Source organism: Propionicimonas sp. T2.31MG-18 (genome assembly GCF_964266745.1).
Taxonomy (GTDB): Bacteria; Actinomycetota; Actinomycetes; order Propionibacteriales; family Propionibacteriaceae; genus Propionicimonas.
The window spans coordinates 143,650-157,783 of sequence record NZ_CAXWGX010000023.1 but is presented as its reverse complement, the minus strand read 5'-3'; the positions used below and the strand labels follow the sequence as shown (position 1 = coordinate 157,783).

Below are 14,134 nucleotides of genomic sequence, written 5' to 3'. Positions count from 1 at the left end.
CAGCACGGGACGGCGTCCCTCAGGCGGTGAGGCCGTGGAAGAACACGTCGAGGAGGTCGTCGACGGCTCCCCTGCCCGAGGCCGCGGCACCGGGTGGCGCGAAGAACGGGTAGAGCATGCCCAGCAGCACCCACACCACCACGCCGGGGTCGAGCGCCTTGAACTCCCCGGACGCGGATGCATCGGCGACCACGGCGCGCAGCGGCGCGAGGAAGCGCTCGTGGTAGGCGGCCCCGAACGACGCCCGCGCCTCGGGGAGCAACTGTCCGAGGTCGTGCATGGCGAGCCGCATGATCGCCCGCTTCTGTGCCGGCAGGGCGAAGAGGCGTTCGACGAGCCACCGCAGCCGCTGCTCACCCACGCCGTGGGCCGCGCTGGCCTCCACCACGTCCGCGATCTCGGCGAGGTAGCCGGTCACGACGGCCTCGAGCACCTCCGCCTTGCCCGCGAAGTGGTAGTAGAGCGCGGCCTTGGTGATGCCGCAGGCCTCGGCGATCTCCCGCATCGCGACGCCCTCGTAGCCGCGCTCGACGAACATCCCGGTCGCGGTCTCCAGGATGCGGTCACGCATGGGCGGCGTCCGTCCGCTCGCCCCGGTCTCCGGCCGCGGCGGGTGCGGCTTCCGCGGCCCGGGGCTTGAGCTGCAGGGCGACCAGCAGCAGCACCACCCCGACTGCGCCGATCAGGGCGAACGCACCGTTGTAGCCGGCTGCCGCACCACCGGCGGAGGCGGCCACCGCCCCGACGACCGCGCTGCCCACGAGCTGACCGATGCTGGTGAAGGTGTTCACCAGTCCCTGGGCGGCCGACCGGTCGGCCGGCGTGGTCTCGTTCAGCGTGACGTAGCGCACCGGCGCCCCGAGCAGTGCAGAGAGTCCGAGGCCGACGAGCAGGCCCGAGACGATGAACATCACCAGCGACGACGACGTCTGGCTGAGCAGGAACATGCCGGCGGTCATCACCGCCACCCCGGCGAGGATGACCACCCGGGAGCCCAGCCGGTCGAGCAGGCGTCCCGCCAGCGGGGAGCCGACGCTCATGGCCAGCACCACCGGCATCAGCAGGTAGCTCGCGACGTGGGCCTGGACGCCCAGCGCGGCGACCGCCAGGGACGGCAGGAAGACCAGGCTGGCCTCGCCGAGGCCGGCCCCGGCGGTCAGCGCGTAGCCGACCGAGAGCTGACGGCGGCGGAACAGCCGGGTCGGGAAGACCGGATTCGCGGCCGTCCGCTCGACGGCGACCAGGACCACCCAGGCCACGACCGAGGCCAGCAGCCAGGGCCACACGCCCGTCCCGGTGAGGCTCTGCCAGACGTCCGCGGTGTCGATCGCGCCGAGCCCGTAGGCCAGCGTCCCCAGCGCGACCGCGAGGGCTGCCATGCCCGCCCAGTCGAAGCCACCGGAGGTCGCCACGCGCTCGTGCGGGAGCAGCCGCCAGGCGAGCGCGATCACCACGAGCGCGATCGGCAGGTTGATGCCGAACAGCCACTGCCAGCCCAGGCCCAGAAGCAGCCCGCCGAGGATCGGGCCCACCAGGAACGCCAGCCCGAAGACGGCGCCGATCAGGCCCAGAGCGCCGCCCCGCTTCTCGGCAGGGAAGGTGTCGCCGATCACCGCGCTCGCCACGGGGAAGATGCCACCGGCGCCCAGGCCCTGGACGATCCGCCCGGCCAGCAGCACGCCGAAGAGCCCGGAGCCGTGCGAGAACACCACGATCAGCGAGCCCGCGGCGAACAGCGCCACGTCCAGCACGTAGATCGCCCGCCGCCCGAAGAAGTCGCTGAGCTTGGCCATCAGCGGGGTGCCGACGAGGTTGGCCAGCACGTAGCTGCTGAAGATCCAGGACACCGCACGCGAGTCCAGGCCGAACTCCGCCTGGATCGCCGGCAGGGCCGGCCCCACGATCGCGATGTCGAGGGCGCCCATCAGTACCCCGACGAAGAGCACCGCGAGCACGCGGTTGCGTTGGCTGTCGTTCATCCACCTGTCCTTACTTACCGGTCGGTAAGGAGTGTAGCCGCCCCGGAAAGGTGCGTATTCCACCGGGCGCCCGCCCGGCGCACGATCGCGGGGGAGGAAGGAGACCCGGATGCGCATCGCAGTCCTCGGCACCGGCGTCGTCGGGCGGACGCTCGCCGCGGCCCTGGTGACCCACGGCCACGAGGTGACGGTGGGGACGCGCGACCCGGTGGCATCGCTGGCCCGCGACGGCGCCGACGGGTTCGGCACCTGGGCGGCCGCCCACCCCACGATCGAGGTGGGCTCGTTCGCCGAGGCGGCGACCGGTGCCGAGCTGGTCGTCAACGCGCTGGCGGGCACCGCGTCCGTGGCCGGCGTGACCGCGGCCGGCATCGCGGACGGGACCGTCCTGCTCGACGTGGCGAACCCGCTGGACGCCTCCCACGGCTACCCCCCGAGCCTGTTCGTGGCGAACACCGACTCCCTCGCCGAGCAGCTCCAGCGCGCCCAGCCCGGCCTGCGGGTGGTGAAGAGCCTGAACACGATGACCGCCCGGCTGATGGTGTCCCCGCAGGAGCTGCCCGGGTTCACCACCTTCGTCTCCGGCGACGACGCGGACAGCAAGGCCGTCGTGACGAGGCTGCTCACCGAGCTCGGGCACACCGACGTGATCGACCTCGGGCCCCTGGAGACGGCCCGGGGGGCTGAGGCGCTGATGCTGGTCTGGCTCCGGCTGTGGGGCGTCGTCGGCTCCCCGATGTTCGGCTACCGGATCGTCCGCTGACTCACAGCAGCGAGAAGCCGTCCCCCAAGCCGCGCCGTCCGGTGAGGGCGAGCATCAGCGCCCCGGCCCTGCCCTGGGCCACCGCGAGCTCGTTCAGCAGCTCCAGCGTGAGCGCCGCGGGACGCCCGGGAGGGTCGAGCGGGCGCCCGAGGGCCGCGGCGAGGTCGGCCGTGTGCACGGTGAGTTCGAGGACGCGGGTCGGCAGGTAGTCGGCGAGCCGCATGCCGCCGGCGATGGTGGTCACCAGTTCCTGGCCGGTGCACGCCTCGACGAGCGGCAGCACCCGCTCGGCGATCGTCGCCACCGCCGACACCGGGTCGTCGCCGAGCGCCGCGCCGGCGTCGCGTCCCCGCTGCGCCACCTCCGGGCCGGCCGCTATCGCGCGCGTCACCTGGTAGTAGGCCGCGGCCGAGCCGACCTCGACGGCGCCGGCCGGGCGCGCGAGGTAGGCCTCCACCGTGAGCAGGGAGCGGCTCGTGTGGCCTACCAGGGCGCGCACGTCCCACTCCCCCAGCCCCGGCGCGGACCAGCGGTCACCGACCTCGCCGAGAACGACGCGGAACCACGCCGTGGCGTCGGCGAACGCCCGGCGCGACCCGGCCCAGTCGCCGGTCACGCTCAGCCGAGGAGCCGGGCCTTGGCCGCGGCGAACTCGGCGTCGCTGAGGAGCCCCGCCTCCCTCATCGAGGCGAGCTGCTGCAGTTGCGACATCAGGTCGCCGGCAGGCGCCGCGGCGGGAGCGGGAGCAGGTGCGGCCGGGGGCGCGGGCGGTGCCTGGAGCTGCGAGACCTGGTTGCGCAGGTCGGCCAGCTCGGCCTGGGTGGCCTGCGCCGCGGCCTGCTCGGAGGCGGCAGCCTGCGCCTTCGCCGCCTGCGACTGCGCAACCGACCCGGCCGCCGCCTGGGCGGTTCCGGCGATCACGGCGGTCCGTGCCATGGTGCCCAGCAGGCTGGGACGTCCGACCCTGCGTCTCATCGGTTCTCCTCCTCGTCGGGAACGGTGTCCGCGATCTCCTGGACGACGACGTCGGCCACCGCCACCTCGCCGAGGACAGCCCCACCGGCGCCGCGCACGGCCGCGAGCAGGGGACGCACCCAGGTGTTCTCGAACGCCAGCACGAGGCCGGCGCGGCCGGCGGGCAGGTCGGCGGTGAGCAGGTCCACGTCCTCCGCGGCGACCAGCCCCTCGACGTGGTCGATCGAGCCGGCCAGGTCGTCCCAGCTCGGCTCGTCCGCGAGCTCGGCCAGCGTGAGCGCGCCATCGGCGTCGCGGCGCGCGAGCACGGCGTCGACGATCGTCACCGTGCCTGCCGCGACCAGCGACTGCACCTCGCTGAGCACCTCTCCCGCGAGCCCGTCACCGGGCAGCGAGAACACCACGATTTCGATCGGTCCCAGCGGCATTGCCACGTCCTCTCCTAGCCTCGAGCGAACACTACCGCCTCACTCGGACAGGATGACCAGAAGGGTGCGCGGCCCGTGGACGCCCTCGACGCGGCTCAGCTCGATGTCGGAGGTCGCGGAAGGGCCACTGATCCAGGTGAGGGGCGCGCCGTCGGTCACCGCGGGGGCCAGCCGGGCGACCGCCTCGGCGACGTCGGAGACCACCTGGTCGGCGCGGACCACCACGAGGTGGGTGTCCGGCACGAGCGTCAGGGCGCGGCGGCCCTGGTCCGCAGCGTGGTCGAGGACGATCGTCCCGGTCTCGGCGATGCCGACAGCCGAAGCGGTCACGACGGCGTCGATCCGGTCGAGCTCTGCCCGCGACAGCTGTGGCTCGTCGTCGAGCACCCTCACGCCGGACGCGGCGATCGCCGCACGCCAGGCATCGTCCAGGCCGGACGGGAGCACCGCGGTGGCCACGCCGGCCCCGGCGAGCAGCTCGGCGATCAGGGCGGGGACGTCCCCTGCCGCCGCCCGCACGACCGTGGCCTTGTAGTCCTCTGTCGTCTCGACGAAGCGCTCGAGCACGTCGGCCATGGCGGTGGCACGCCCGTACTCCCACGCGACCGGCACGTCGGCGACCGGGTCGAGCTCGGTCACGTCGGCGAGGGCCGTGCGGACACGCCCCAGGATCTCCTCACGCGCGTTCATCGCCCCTCCTCCCGGTTCTTGCGCCACCAGGACCGGAACGACTCCGGGGGTGGCATCGGCAGGTCTCTGGCCCGGGTCCACGGCGAGGCCGGCCAGGGCATCGGGCCGAGGTGGGTGGTGTGCGGCAGCACCCGCGCGGCGAGGCCGGCCGCGCGCTGGGCGAGCTCGAAGTGCCGTCGGTCGGACAGCACCCACCCGGCCAGCGCCATCGCGGTCGGTTCGACCCTGGGCGTCCCCTTCTTGTGGTCGGCGACCTCCTTGCGCAGGTGCACGAGCATGTCCGGGATCGGGATCCGCACCGGGCAGACGTCGAAGCACGCCCCGCACAGGGTGGACGCGTACGGCAGCGACTGGTCGATCTCGTGGCTGATCCCGCGCAGCTGGGGGTTCAGCACCGCGCCGATCGGGCCCGGGTACACCGAGCCGTAGGCGTGCCCGCCGACGCGCTCGTACACCGGGCAGATGTTCAGGCAGGCCGAGCACCGGATGCACCGCAGCGCGGGGCGTCCCAGCGGGTCGGCCAGCGCGTTCGTCCGGCCGTTGTCGACCAGCACCACGTGCACCTCCTGCGGGCCGTCGCCGGGGGTGACGCCGGTCCACATCGAGGTGTAGGGATTCATCCGCTCGCCGGTGGACGAGCGGGGCAGCAGTCGCAGGTACACCTCGAGGTCGGCCGTCGTGGGCAGCACCTTCTCGATGCCGACCACCGAGATCAGTGTCTCGGGCAGCGTCAGGCACATCCGCCCGTTGCCCTCGGACTCGACGACCACCAGCGTCCCGGTCTCCGCGATCGCGAAGTTCGCCCCGGAGACCGCGACCTTCGCGCGCAGGAACTTCTCCCGCAGGTGACGGCGGGCGGCCCCCGCCAGCTCGGCCGGGTCGTCGGTGATGTCCTCCGGCGCTGCGGTGCCGTAGCGCTTCATCTCCCTGAGGAAGATCTCGCGCACCTCGGAGCGGTTGCGGTGGATCGCGGGGACGAGGATGTGGCTGGGCCGGTCGTGGCCGAGCTGGACGATCAGCTCTGCGAGGTCGGTCTCCCAGGCGGCGATGCCGGCCTCCTCGAGCGCCTCGTTCAGTTCGATCTCCTGGGTGGCCATCGACTTGACCTTGACCACCTCGTCCACACCCTTGGACTGCACGAGGCCGACGACGATCCGGTTGGCCTCCGCGGCGTCGCGGGCCCAGTGCACGGTGGCGCCGGCCCGCACCAGCGACTCCTCCAGCTGCACGAGGTAGGTGTCGAGGTGCCGCAGCGTGCGGTTCTTGATGGCCTCCCCTGCCCGGCGCAACTCCTCCCACTCGGGCACCTCGGAGACCCTCGCGACCCGCTTGGCGCGGATCGTGCCGGTGGCGTGGCGCAGGTTCTTGCGCAGTTGCTCGTTGGCGAGGGCCGGCTTCGCGTTCTTCTGGAACTTCGGCATGCCCAGGTAGGTCCCGGCCGGCGGGGCCGGCGTCCGGCGCTGCGCGTCCGCGGTCATCGCTCGCCTCCTTCGGTGCGAGCCAGGATCTCGGCGAGGTGGATCGGCCTCACCCCGGAGTTCTGGCGGTGCAGGATGCCGCCGATGTTCATCAGGCAGGCGTTGTCGCCGGTGACGAGGTACTCCGCACCGGTCTCCATCACGTGGCGCGCCTTGTCCGCGGCCATGGCCACCGACACGTCGGGATTCTTCACCGAGAACGTGCCCCCGAAGCCACAGCACTGGTCGGCGTCCGGCAGCGCCACGAGGTCGATGCCCTTCACCTTGCTGAGCAACTGGTAGGGACGGTCCCCCACCTTCGCCACCCGCACCGAGTGGCAGGTGGGGTGGTAGGTGACCCGGTGGGGGAAGTACGCGCCGACGTCGGTGACGCCCAGGACGTCCACCAGGAATTCGCTCAGGTCGTAGGTGCGCGCGACGACGCGGTCGACCTCGGCGGCGAGCCCGGCGTCCCCGGCGTGGTCGGCCAGCATCGGGTGCTGGTGCCGCACGGCCCCGACGCACGAGCCGGACGGGCCGACGACGTACTCGTAGCCGGAGAAGGCCTTCACGTAGTTGCGGACGTTCGGCACGGCCGCGTCGAAGTAGCCGGTGTTGGTGAACATCTGGCCGCAGCAGGTCTGCTCCATCGGGAACTCGACCCGGCATCCCAGACGCTCCAGCAGTTCCACCACGGCCCTGGGCGTGCCGGGGAACATCACGTCGTTGATGCAGGTCGCGAACAGTGCGACCGTGAGCCCGTCTGTGCGGATTGTCATCGGCTCCTCCTTGACCCTCATTGGTCAGACCATTTGGAGTCTGCCCTCTTGCGTCCGTGTCGTCAAGTGCTGCCCGCGCGTCCGCCACAATGTGGTGCGTGACACCAGCGGAGCGCTCCGGCCTGCACGCCTACGAGGTCGTGCTCAAGCACATCGAGGCCGGGATCCTCGCCGGCACCCACCGACCCGGCGATCAGTTGCCCCCGGAGCGGGACCTCGCCGTCCAGCTCGCCGTCAGCCGTTCGGCCGTCCGGGAAGCCATGCGCGTCCTCCAGACCCAGGGCCTGATCACCTCCAGCACCGGCCCGGGACGGGGCACCCGGATCGCTCCGGCCCGCGGCGACGCGCTCGCCCGGATCTTCCAGCTGCACCTGGCCCTCTCCGACGCCGGCACCGACGACCTGACAGAGACCCGCGTGGCGCTGGAGCGGTCCTCCGCGGCGCTGGCCGCCCGCAGGACCAACGCCCGCTCGCTGCGCAAGCTGCGCGCTCTGGTCGCGGGGATGGAGGAGGTCGAGCCGGTGGACGAGTTCAACGACCTCGACACCGCGTTCCACGTCCAGATCGCGCGGACGGGCCAGAGCGAGCTGATCGCCGACCTCACCGTCGCGATCCGGCAGGCGGTCCGCGAGGCCATCCGCACCGCGTCCGCGTCGTTGCCCGACTGGCCGCGGCACCGGGCCGAGCTGCTCCACGAGCACCAGCAGATCCTCTCCGCGATCGAGGCCGGCGACTCCGCCGCCGCGGCGAACCTCGTCGAACAACACATCCGGCGCGCCTACTCCACCCTCGGCATCGCCGGCCCGGCGGAAGCCCGCGACCAGGACTGAGCCGCGCGGACCGGCGGCGCGCCTACACGCGCCGCGGCTCGCCGAGGTCGTGGTCGAGCGGGTCGGGCCGGACCGGAACGGCTCCCGGCTGGTTGGTGGCGGCGGAGTCCGCGGCGGCGGGCTCGCCCTCCCGGGCGTTCCCGGAGCCGGACGCGGCGCGCACCCCCTCCTCCTCCGACGCCGACGAGCCGAGGAAGGGCCCGGGCACCGGCCCCTGGGCGGGTGCGTCACCGGTGCCGTGGTCGTCGTTGTGGTGACTCATGCTGTCCTCCCTGGTCGCGGTCAGCGGTGCAGTACCCCGGCGTGTCGCGGCGCAATCCCTCCGGGGACGCGGCCGCGGCGGGCCGGATCAGGCCTTGACCGACAGGGTGACGGCCTTCCTTGCGCCGGTCAGCTGGTCACTTCCAAGGTACTTCACCACGAAGGCGTGGCGACCGGGCTTGGCGATCTTCGGATAGGTGAAGCGCACCGGGCTCGCGTCGCCGTCCAGCGTGATCGACCTCAGGAGCTTGCCGTCGAGGTAGTACCGCACCTTGCCTGTGGGCACGAGGCCGTTCGGGGCGGTGACGGTCGCCTTCACGGTGACCTTCGTGCGCGACCGCGTGATCTTCTTCGTCGAGAACGACCAGGACAGCGAACCGGTCGCCTTCACCACCGTGTAGGGGATGGTCGCCGCCTTCGTCACGCCGCCCTCGCTGTACGCGGCCCTCACCTGGGAGGTGCCGACAGTGCCGGAGTCGAAACCGCTCAGCGTCGCGCCGGAGGTCACCACCCGGGCGTAGGCGCCCTTGTCGTAGACGGCCTTGACGACCATTCCGGAGGTGCTGAAGCGCTCCCCGACCGTGTAGGTCACCTTCTTCGGCGCCGTGAGCGCGATCGAGGTGAGCACCGGGTCGGACGGCGGCTTGGCGAGCACCGCCTTGTACGGCGCCGCGATCTTGAGCACGCTCGCCACGTTGCTGGCGGTGTAGGCCACCGACGAGGCGGACAGCGGCACGCGTCCGGCCGTCTTCATGTCGAGGTAGGCGACATTGGCGAGCTGGCGGATCGTCCACGGCTGGCCCGACACCTCCTGGACGCGGACCGTCGCCGCGCGGAACAGGATGCTCGCCCGCCGCAGGTGCGAGGAGTCGGAGATCAGGCTGTAGCTGGTCGCCGGGGACGCCGCGAGAACGGCCATCGAGTTGGTGGCGTTGCCGACCGTGCTCGCGGCCTTCTTCTCCACGATGATGCGGCTCTTCGCCACCCCTCGGGCCAGCAGCCACTTCTGCATGACCTCACCCTCGGTGTGCCCGTTGCGGGCGGCCCCACCGGTCACCAGGACCTTCGAGGACGGGTATTTCGAGAGCGCCTTGAGCGCCAGCTTCATGCGACGCTCGAGCTTTGTCGTCATCTTCCCGGATTTGCTCAGTGCGGAACCGAGGACGACGAACACGTGCCCCTTCGAGGGCAGCCCTTTCGGCACCGAGGAGTTCATCGCCATCGACTTGTTGATGGTTTCCCACGAATTCAGGAAATCCGTCCACAGCGTGGCCTGCCAGGGCGACTTCAAGGCGAGCGAGCCGAGCACGACCTCGCGCTGGGCGGCGTCCCCGGTGCGCAGGAAGTAGATGGCCTGACCCTTCAGGATCTCCGCCGACACCGAGCTGGCAGCGCGCGACGGGGTGGCCGGCACCAGGAGCCCGGCGGTGGCGACAACCCCGCCGAGCAGCGCGACGAGGGCCCGACGAATACCGCGAGAATGCATTCGACGACACCTCACCTTTCGTATTCGGGCACGCCGAATACACCGGCGCGCGGTGGTGGGCGCAGGGATTCCCTGACTCGGTATCCCACGCCATGGCGACCATCTGCGAAAGAGGTCGATTCAGGAAGTCTGGCATCGCCGGCGGGGCCGGCGTGGCTTTACTTGAGGGTTTGGTCGGGGCTGGTTGAGGGTTTGCGTCCGGCGAGCGTCAGGTCGAAACCCCGCAGGAAGTAGCCGGCGATCAGGTCGTCCCAGCCCAGCTCCGGCTCGGCGGCCACGGTGACGTCGAGGGCCAGCAGGCGCCGCAGCAGCACGTCGGACTCCAGGATCGCCAGCGGCTGGCCCGGGCACTTGTGCGCGCCGTCGCCGAAGCTGAGCACCGCCTGGTTCAGCCCTGCGGGCAGCGACCGTCCCGGGCACAACTCGAGCGGGCTGTCCCCCACCACCTCGGGGTCGGCGTTGGCCGCACGGATGCACAGGTCGACCAGGTCGCCCGGGTCCAGCGTCCACGACTGCGCGCCCTCGCTGATCGTCACCGGCTGCTGCACCCGCCGGTACAGGTGGCCCACCACGGGCTCGAGCCGGATGATCTCGTTCAGGATCGCGAACCGCTCCTGCTCCCCCGCCACGAGGTAGCGCTCGCGGAGCGCGTCATGGCGCAGCAGGTGCCAGGCGGCCATGCAGATGAACTCCCGCGTCGTCACCATGCCCGCGGTGCCGTAGGTGACGCACTCCACGAGGATCTCGATGTCGGAGTACCCCTCGTCGATCAGGTGGCTGACCACGTCGGCACGGCGTGCGCGGCGCCGGGCGCGGATGGCCGGACGGACGTCCGCGAGGTGGAAGCGGATGATCGGCAGCAGCCCGTTGGCCGCGGCCCGCGCCCACTGCGCCGGGGTGCGGCCGAGGTCGGGCCGGGTGATGTCGAACGGCGGCTGGTTGAAGAACGTCACGAGGCGCCGGGCCATCTTCGGCACAGGGGAGTCGGTGAGGCCCACCACCTCAGCGGTCACCTCGACGCTGTACAGCAGGGCGAGGTCGTCGAGCCGGCACCGGCCGGCGGCGAGCGCCCCGGCCAGCAGCCTGTCCGCGCACGCCTCCATCGAGCCGGTGTAGCGCTCCGCCACCACCCGGGGGGCGAAGAAGCGGCCCACCTTCCCGCGCTGCTCGTCGTGCTGGGGGCCGTCGGAGATGAGGATCGGGTGGTGGGTGAGGCGCCCCTTGGGGATCCACTCAGCGGTGAAGCCGGCCTGGGTGGTCTCCGCGCGCGCACGCAGCACCTGGCGGGCGGCGCCGACCGACCGGATGCGCCACACCCCCGGTCGCTCCGTGCCCAGCCGCTCCACCCTGGGACCGTCGGGTTCCCCGGGCCTCACCGCCCATCGCCGGCCCGGCTCCTCCACCATCGGTCCTCCCCTGTGCTGGCTGTAGCGAAAGGCTAGCGGCGGCGTCCACGCCGGGCCGGGCGGCCGGGCCCTTGTCCGCGCGCGACGGCCCGGCATCATGGGCGCATGCGCATCGTTGTGGTGGGAGCGAGTTCCGGCACCGGCCGGCTGGTGGTCGAGCAGGGCGTCGGCCGGGGGCACGACATGGTGGCGGTGTCCCGGCGGGGCACGAGTGTTGCGGGGGCGGTCGACATGCGCGGCGACGCGACGGCGCCGGGAGTGCTTTCGGCGGCCCTCGCCGACGGCGCGGACGCCGTCGTGCTGGCGATCGGCGGCGCGCGGGGTGCCGACCGCAACCGCTCCACCGTGACCGCCGCCGTGCTGGACGCGCTCCCTTCCGGCTGGACGGGACGCGTGGTCGTGCACTCCTCGCTGGGAGCGGGAGACTCCAGGAACTACTTGCCGCGGGCGATGCAGCTGTTCACGTCACTGGTCCTGCGCGCCGCCCTGGAGGACCACACAGAGCAGGAGCGCCTGGTGCGTGAGTCGGGGTTCGCCTGGACGATCGTCCGTCCCGGCGGGCTCACCGACAAGCCGGCGAGCGGGCACATCGCCGCCCTGGAGGAGCCCGGACCGTTCGCCGGCGTCATCGCGCGGGCCGACGTCGCCGCGTTCATCCTCGACTGCGTGGAGGACGCCGCGACCACCGGTCGGACCTTCGCCCTCGGGACGCCCGCCTGAGCGGCGCCCGTCACTGGAGCAGCGAGAGGGCCATCGCGAGGGCGAAGCCGAGCACCGTGGCCAGGCCGGCCCGGCCGGGTGCCTTCTGCTCGGCCTCGGGAATCATCGAGTCGGTGAGCATCACCAGCAGCGCCCCCGCGGCGAAGCCGTTCACACCGGTCGCCACCTCCTCCGGCAGCACCTCTGCCAGGGCGTAGCCGGCCAGCGTGGCGAGCGTGCACACCGCGGCGACCAGCGACCACAGCCCGATCACCGAGCGTCGGGACCGCCCGGACTCGAGCATCTCCGCGGACGAGCCCAGGCCCTCCGGCAGGTTGGAGACGAACACGCTGCCCAGCAGGGCGAGGCTGACCCCGCCGCCGGAGGCAAGGCCGATCCCGAGGACGAGCTGCTCGGGGATCCCGTCCAGCAGTGCGCCGAGCGCGAGCGGCACGCCGCCGGACCCGCCCGACGTCATGCGCTCGACCTTGCGATCGGCCAGGTAGAACGCCAGCGCGCCGAGGGCGAGCCCGATGCCCAGCGGCACCGGCCCGGACGTCCGGATCCCGTCCTCGACCAGTTCGTAGGCGACGCTGGAGATCAGGGCACCGGCGCCGAACGCCAGCACGAAGCCGACCGTCGGGTGGTGCCACTTCCGCAGCAGCGCGAGCAGTGCGCCGATGACCACCGAACCGGCCGCGACCGCGCCCCATCCCAGTGCTGCCCACATGCCGCCATCCTGTCAGGGGTGGCGCCCACCCGCCCCGTCCGGACGGGGGCAGCTTTGCCGCCGGTTCCTACGCTGGCCGCATGACGCGCCCGGTACCGGATCCCGTCCGCCCCGGCCAGGAGTCGGTGTGGGACTATCCCCGGCCCCCGGCGGTGCGGGCCTGCACCCTGCCGATCCAGGTCGTCCTCGGCGGACAGGTCGTCTGCCGGACCTCGACCTCCTGGCAGGTGCTCGAGACCAGCCATCCGCCGACCTACTACCTCCCCCGCTCGGCGTTCGCCGACGGCGTCCTCACCCCGGCCGCGGGCACCTCGTTCTGCGAGTGGAAGGGCTCCGCGCGCTACCTCGACGTCACCGGGGGTGGCCGCACGGCCGCCGGGGCGGCCTGGTACTACCCGCGTCCCGCGCCGGGCTTCGAGCAGCTCGCCGGCCACGTCGCGCTCTACGCCGGCCGGATGGACGCCTGCCTGGTCGGCGACGAGACGGTCCTGCCGCAGCCGGGCGGCTTCTACGGAGGGTGGATCACCGCCTCCGTCGCCGGGCCGTTCAAGGGGGTTCCGGGCAGCGCCGGCTGGTGATCCGGGCATTGGGTGTGAGGAAAACGTCACCCAGCGGGTAAGAGGGTGAGGGCCCCGCGATCCGCGGGCGCCTGGCCCGGAGGGAGGCGTCGTGACAGAACCGCTGGTGAGCGTGGTGGTGCCGGTGTTCAACGTGGAGCGGTGGCTGCCGCGTTGCCTGGACTCCCTGCTCGCGCAGGACCACCGTCCCCTGGAGGTGATCGTCGTCGACGACGGCTCCCGTGACGGTTCGGCCGATGTGCTGCGCCGCTACGCCGCGGCGCACCCCGAGGTTCGGGTCGTCCTGCAGGAGCACCGCGGCCTCGGACCGTCCCGCAACGCCGCCCTCGCGCTCGCCACCGGCGAGTACGTCACCATGGTGGACGCCGACGACTGGATCGAGCCGACCTTCGTCTCCGACACCCTGCGGATCGCGCGCGAGACCGGGTCCGACGTCGTGATCGGCGGCTTCTGCTTCGAGGCAGCGGGACTGCGCGTCCCGTTCCCGTTCCTGCCCCGGCGGTCGTCCTTCACGGGGCCGGAGGCGGCGGAGACCTCGATCAACATGGTCCGGCTGCCGGCCTTCGCCTGGGCCAAGCTCTACCGCCGTGAGCTCTTCCACGCCGACGACGAGCCGTTCCCGGCGATCTTCTACGAGGACCTCGCGACCACGCCGCGCATCCTCCGCCGCGCCCGGCGCGTGGCGCTCACCCGCACCGTCTACTACCACTACTGCCTGCGGCCGGACAGCATCGTGGGCGCCTTCGGGGTGAAGAACGTCTTCTCCTTCGCCGCCGCGATCGACATCCTGCGCCACAACCTCGCCGAGAACGGGCTGTGGGAGTCGTGGCAGCCCGCCTACCGGCGGCTGCTGCGCCAGGCGCGGGTGATGATGCCCGTGCAGGTCCTCCTCCAGCGCAACCTGATCCCGCTGCGGGCGCGGGTGCCGCTGCTGCGCCGCTACTTCACCCTGCTCTCCGAACTCCGGCACCGCCCGCTGGACCGGCACCGCACGACACCTGTCCGGAGGGCCCGCCGGGCCTCCGTGCCGGTACGCAACAGTGCACCTTGACCCTCCTTCAGCGGCGGGAAGA

At 72.4% G+C, this 14,134-nt stretch carries 17 protein-coding genes; 5 read left to right on the top strand and 12 right to left on the bottom strand.

The window, feature by feature from the left end; all coding sequences use genetic code 11:
• Window positions 1-19: 19 nt before the first annotated feature.
• Together ACFQQJ_RS08695 and ACFQQJ_RS08690 are read right to left on the bottom strand one after the other, a co-directional pair.
• Window positions 20-571: a TetR/AcrR family transcriptional regulator gene (locus tag ACFQQJ_RS08695; RefSeq protein ID WP_377105726.1), complete on the bottom strand. Its 552-nt coding sequence runs from the start codon at window positions 569-571 to the stop codon at window positions 20-22.
• Window positions 564-1,979 (bottom strand): MFS transporter, encoded by a 1,416-nt coding sequence (locus ACFQQJ_RS08690; RefSeq protein ID WP_377105725.1) that lies wholly within the window; start codon window positions 1,977-1,979, stop codon window positions 564-566. The genes ACFQQJ_RS08695 and ACFQQJ_RS08690 overlap by 8 nt, the downstream gene beginning before the upstream one ends.
• A 109-nt stretch (window positions 1,980-2,088) precedes the next feature.
• Here ACFQQJ_RS08690 and ACFQQJ_RS08685 point away from each other — a divergent pair, with 109 nt between their 5' ends.
• Window positions 2,089-2,742, top strand: coding sequence for an NADPH-dependent F420 reductase (locus ACFQQJ_RS08685; RefSeq protein WP_377105722.1), 654 nt, complete (start codon window positions 2,089-2,091; stop codon window positions 2,740-2,742).
• 1 nt (window position 2,743) lies between these two features.
• Here ACFQQJ_RS08685 and ACFQQJ_RS08680 read toward each other — a convergent pair whose 3' ends face one another.
• The 6 genes from ACFQQJ_RS08680 to ACFQQJ_RS08655 are packed head-to-tail and all read right to left on the bottom strand — an operon-like array spanning window position 2,744 to window position 7,071.
• Window positions 2,744-3,358, bottom strand: a complete 615-nt coding sequence (locus ACFQQJ_RS08680; RefSeq protein ID WP_377105720.1) for a maleylpyruvate isomerase N-terminal domain-containing protein — start codon at window positions 3,356-3,358, stop codon at window positions 2,744-2,746.
• 2 nt (window positions 3,359-3,360) lie between these two features.
• Complete coding sequence (locus ACFQQJ_RS08675) at window positions 3,361-3,717, bottom strand: SHOCT domain-containing protein (RefSeq protein WP_377105718.1); 357 nt, start codon at window positions 3,715-3,717, stop codon at window positions 3,361-3,363.
• Entirely contained in the window at window positions 3,714-4,145 is a 432-nt protein-coding gene (locus tag ACFQQJ_RS08670; RefSeq protein WP_377105716.1) for a DUF6325 family protein, read from the bottom strand. Before ACFQQJ_RS08670 ends, ACFQQJ_RS08675 begins: the two co-directional genes overlap by 4 nt.
• Window positions 4,146-4,184: 39 nt before the next feature.
• Entirely contained in the window at window positions 4,185-4,835 is a 651-nt protein-coding gene (locus tag ACFQQJ_RS08665) for a lactate utilization protein C (protein ID WP_377105714.1), read from the bottom strand.
• A complete protein-coding gene (locus ACFQQJ_RS08660; RefSeq protein WP_377105712.1) occupies window positions 4,832-6,313 on the bottom strand; it encodes a LutB/LldF family L-lactate oxidation iron-sulfur protein in 1,482 nt (493 codons plus the stop codon). The genes ACFQQJ_RS08665 and ACFQQJ_RS08660 overlap by 4 nt, the downstream gene beginning before the upstream one ends.
• Complete coding sequence (locus ACFQQJ_RS08655) at window positions 6,310-7,071, bottom strand: (Fe-S)-binding protein (protein WP_377105710.1); 762 nt, start codon at window positions 7,069-7,071, stop codon at window positions 6,310-6,312. Before ACFQQJ_RS08655 ends, ACFQQJ_RS08660 begins: the two co-directional genes overlap by 4 nt.
• Window positions 7,072-7,169: 98 nt before the next feature.
• On the opposite strand from ACFQQJ_RS08655, the gene ACFQQJ_RS08650 reads away from it, so the two are divergent.
• Window positions 7,170-7,901 carry a FadR/GntR family transcriptional regulator gene (locus tag ACFQQJ_RS08650; RefSeq protein ID WP_377105708.1) on the top strand — a complete coding sequence of 244 codons (732 nt, stop codon included), beginning with the start codon at window positions 7,170-7,172 and terminating at the stop codon, window positions 7,899-7,901.
• 22 nt (window positions 7,902-7,923) lie between these two features.
• Here ACFQQJ_RS08650 and ACFQQJ_RS08645 read toward each other — a convergent pair whose 3' ends face one another.
• From ACFQQJ_RS08645 to ACFQQJ_RS08635, 3 genes are all read right to left on the bottom strand, one after another.
• The gene (locus ACFQQJ_RS08645) at window positions 7,924-8,163 is read right to left on the bottom strand and encodes a hypothetical protein (RefSeq protein WP_377105706.1); all 240 of its coding nucleotides are present in this window, start codon (window positions 8,161-8,163) and stop codon (window positions 7,924-7,926) included.
• 87 nt (window positions 8,164-8,250) lie between these two features.
• Window positions 8,251-9,648, bottom strand: a complete 1,398-nt coding sequence (locus ACFQQJ_RS08640) for an ElyC/SanA/YdcF family protein (RefSeq protein ID WP_377105704.1) — start codon at window positions 9,646-9,648, stop codon at window positions 8,251-8,253.
• A gap of 158 nt (window positions 9,649-9,806) precedes the next feature.
• Window positions 9,807-10,994, bottom strand: coding sequence for a cytochrome P450 (locus ACFQQJ_RS08635; protein WP_377105702.1), 1,188 nt, complete (start codon window positions 10,992-10,994; stop codon window positions 9,807-9,809).
• Window positions 10,995-11,159: 165 nt separating this feature from the next.
• Between ACFQQJ_RS08635 and ACFQQJ_RS08630 the strand changes: the two genes are divergently transcribed.
• A complete protein-coding gene (locus tag ACFQQJ_RS08630) occupies window positions 11,160-11,774 on the top strand; it encodes an NAD(P)-dependent oxidoreductase (protein WP_377105701.1) in 615 nt (204 codons plus the stop codon).
• Between the two features lie 10 nt (window positions 11,775-11,784).
• Here the strand turns inward: ACFQQJ_RS08630 and ACFQQJ_RS08625 are convergent, their stop codons facing one another.
• Entirely contained in the window at window positions 11,785-12,483 is a 699-nt protein-coding gene (locus ACFQQJ_RS08625) for a ZIP family metal transporter (RefSeq protein ID WP_377105699.1), read from the bottom strand.
• 80 nt (window positions 12,484-12,563) lie between these two features.
• Here ACFQQJ_RS08625 and ACFQQJ_RS08620 point away from each other — a divergent pair, with 80 nt between their 5' ends.
• A complete protein-coding gene (locus ACFQQJ_RS08620; protein ID WP_377105698.1) occupies window positions 12,564-13,061 on the top strand; it encodes a DUF427 domain-containing protein in 498 nt (165 codons plus the stop codon).
• Window positions 13,062-13,152: 91 nt separating this feature from the next.
• Window positions 13,153-14,112, top strand: a complete 960-nt coding sequence (locus ACFQQJ_RS08615; RefSeq protein WP_377105697.1) for a glycosyltransferase family 2 protein — start codon at window positions 13,153-13,155, stop codon at window positions 14,110-14,112.
• Window positions 14,113-14,134 lie beyond the last annotated feature (22 nt).

Coding starts and splice junctions, on each gene's coding strand:
- ACFQQJ_RS08685 (WP_377105722.1), top strand. CDS start 2,089: ATGCGCATCGCAGTCCTCGGCACCGGCGTCGTCGGGCGGACGCTCGCC.
- ACFQQJ_RS08625 (WP_377105699.1), bottom strand. CDS start 12,483: ATGTGGGCAGCACTGGGATGGGGCGCGGTCGCGGCCGGTTCGGTGGTC.
- ACFQQJ_RS08690 (WP_377105725.1), bottom strand. CDS start 1,979: ATGAACGACAGCCAACGCAACCGCGTGCTCGCGGTGCTCTTCGTCGGG.
- ACFQQJ_RS08665 (WP_377105714.1), bottom strand. CDS start 4,835: ATGAACGCGCGTGAGGAGATCCTGGGGCGTGTCCGCACGGCCCTCGCC.
- ACFQQJ_RS08675 (WP_377105718.1), bottom strand. CDS start 3,717: ATGAGACGCAGGGTCGGACGTCCCAGCCTGCTGGGCACCATGGCACGG.
- ACFQQJ_RS08630 (WP_377105701.1), top strand. CDS start 11,160: ATGCGCATCGTTGTGGTGGGAGCGAGTTCCGGCACCGGCCGGCTGGTG.
- ACFQQJ_RS08620 (WP_377105698.1), top strand. CDS start 12,564: ATGACGCGCCCGGTACCGGATCCCGTCCGCCCCGGCCAGGAGTCGGTG.
- ACFQQJ_RS08655 (WP_377105710.1), bottom strand. CDS start 7,071: ATGACAATCCGCACAGACGGGCTCACGGTCGCACTGTTCGCGACCTGC.
- ACFQQJ_RS08645 (WP_377105706.1), bottom strand. CDS start 8,163: ATGAGTCACCACAACGACGACCACGGCACCGGTGACGCACCCGCCCAG.
- ACFQQJ_RS08640 (WP_377105704.1), bottom strand. CDS start 9,648: ATGCATTCTCGCGGTATTCGTCGGGCCCTCGTCGCGCTGCTCGGCGGG.
- ACFQQJ_RS08660 (WP_377105712.1), bottom strand. CDS start 6,313: ATGACCGCGGACGCGCAGCGCCGGACGCCGGCCCCGCCGGCCGGGACC.
- ACFQQJ_RS08670 (WP_377105716.1), bottom strand. CDS start 4,145: ATGCCGCTGGGACCGATCGAAATCGTGGTGTTCTCGCTGCCCGGTGAC.
- ACFQQJ_RS08695 (WP_377105726.1), bottom strand. CDS start 571: ATGCGTGACCGCATCCTGGAGACCGCGACCGGGATGTTCGTCGAGCGC.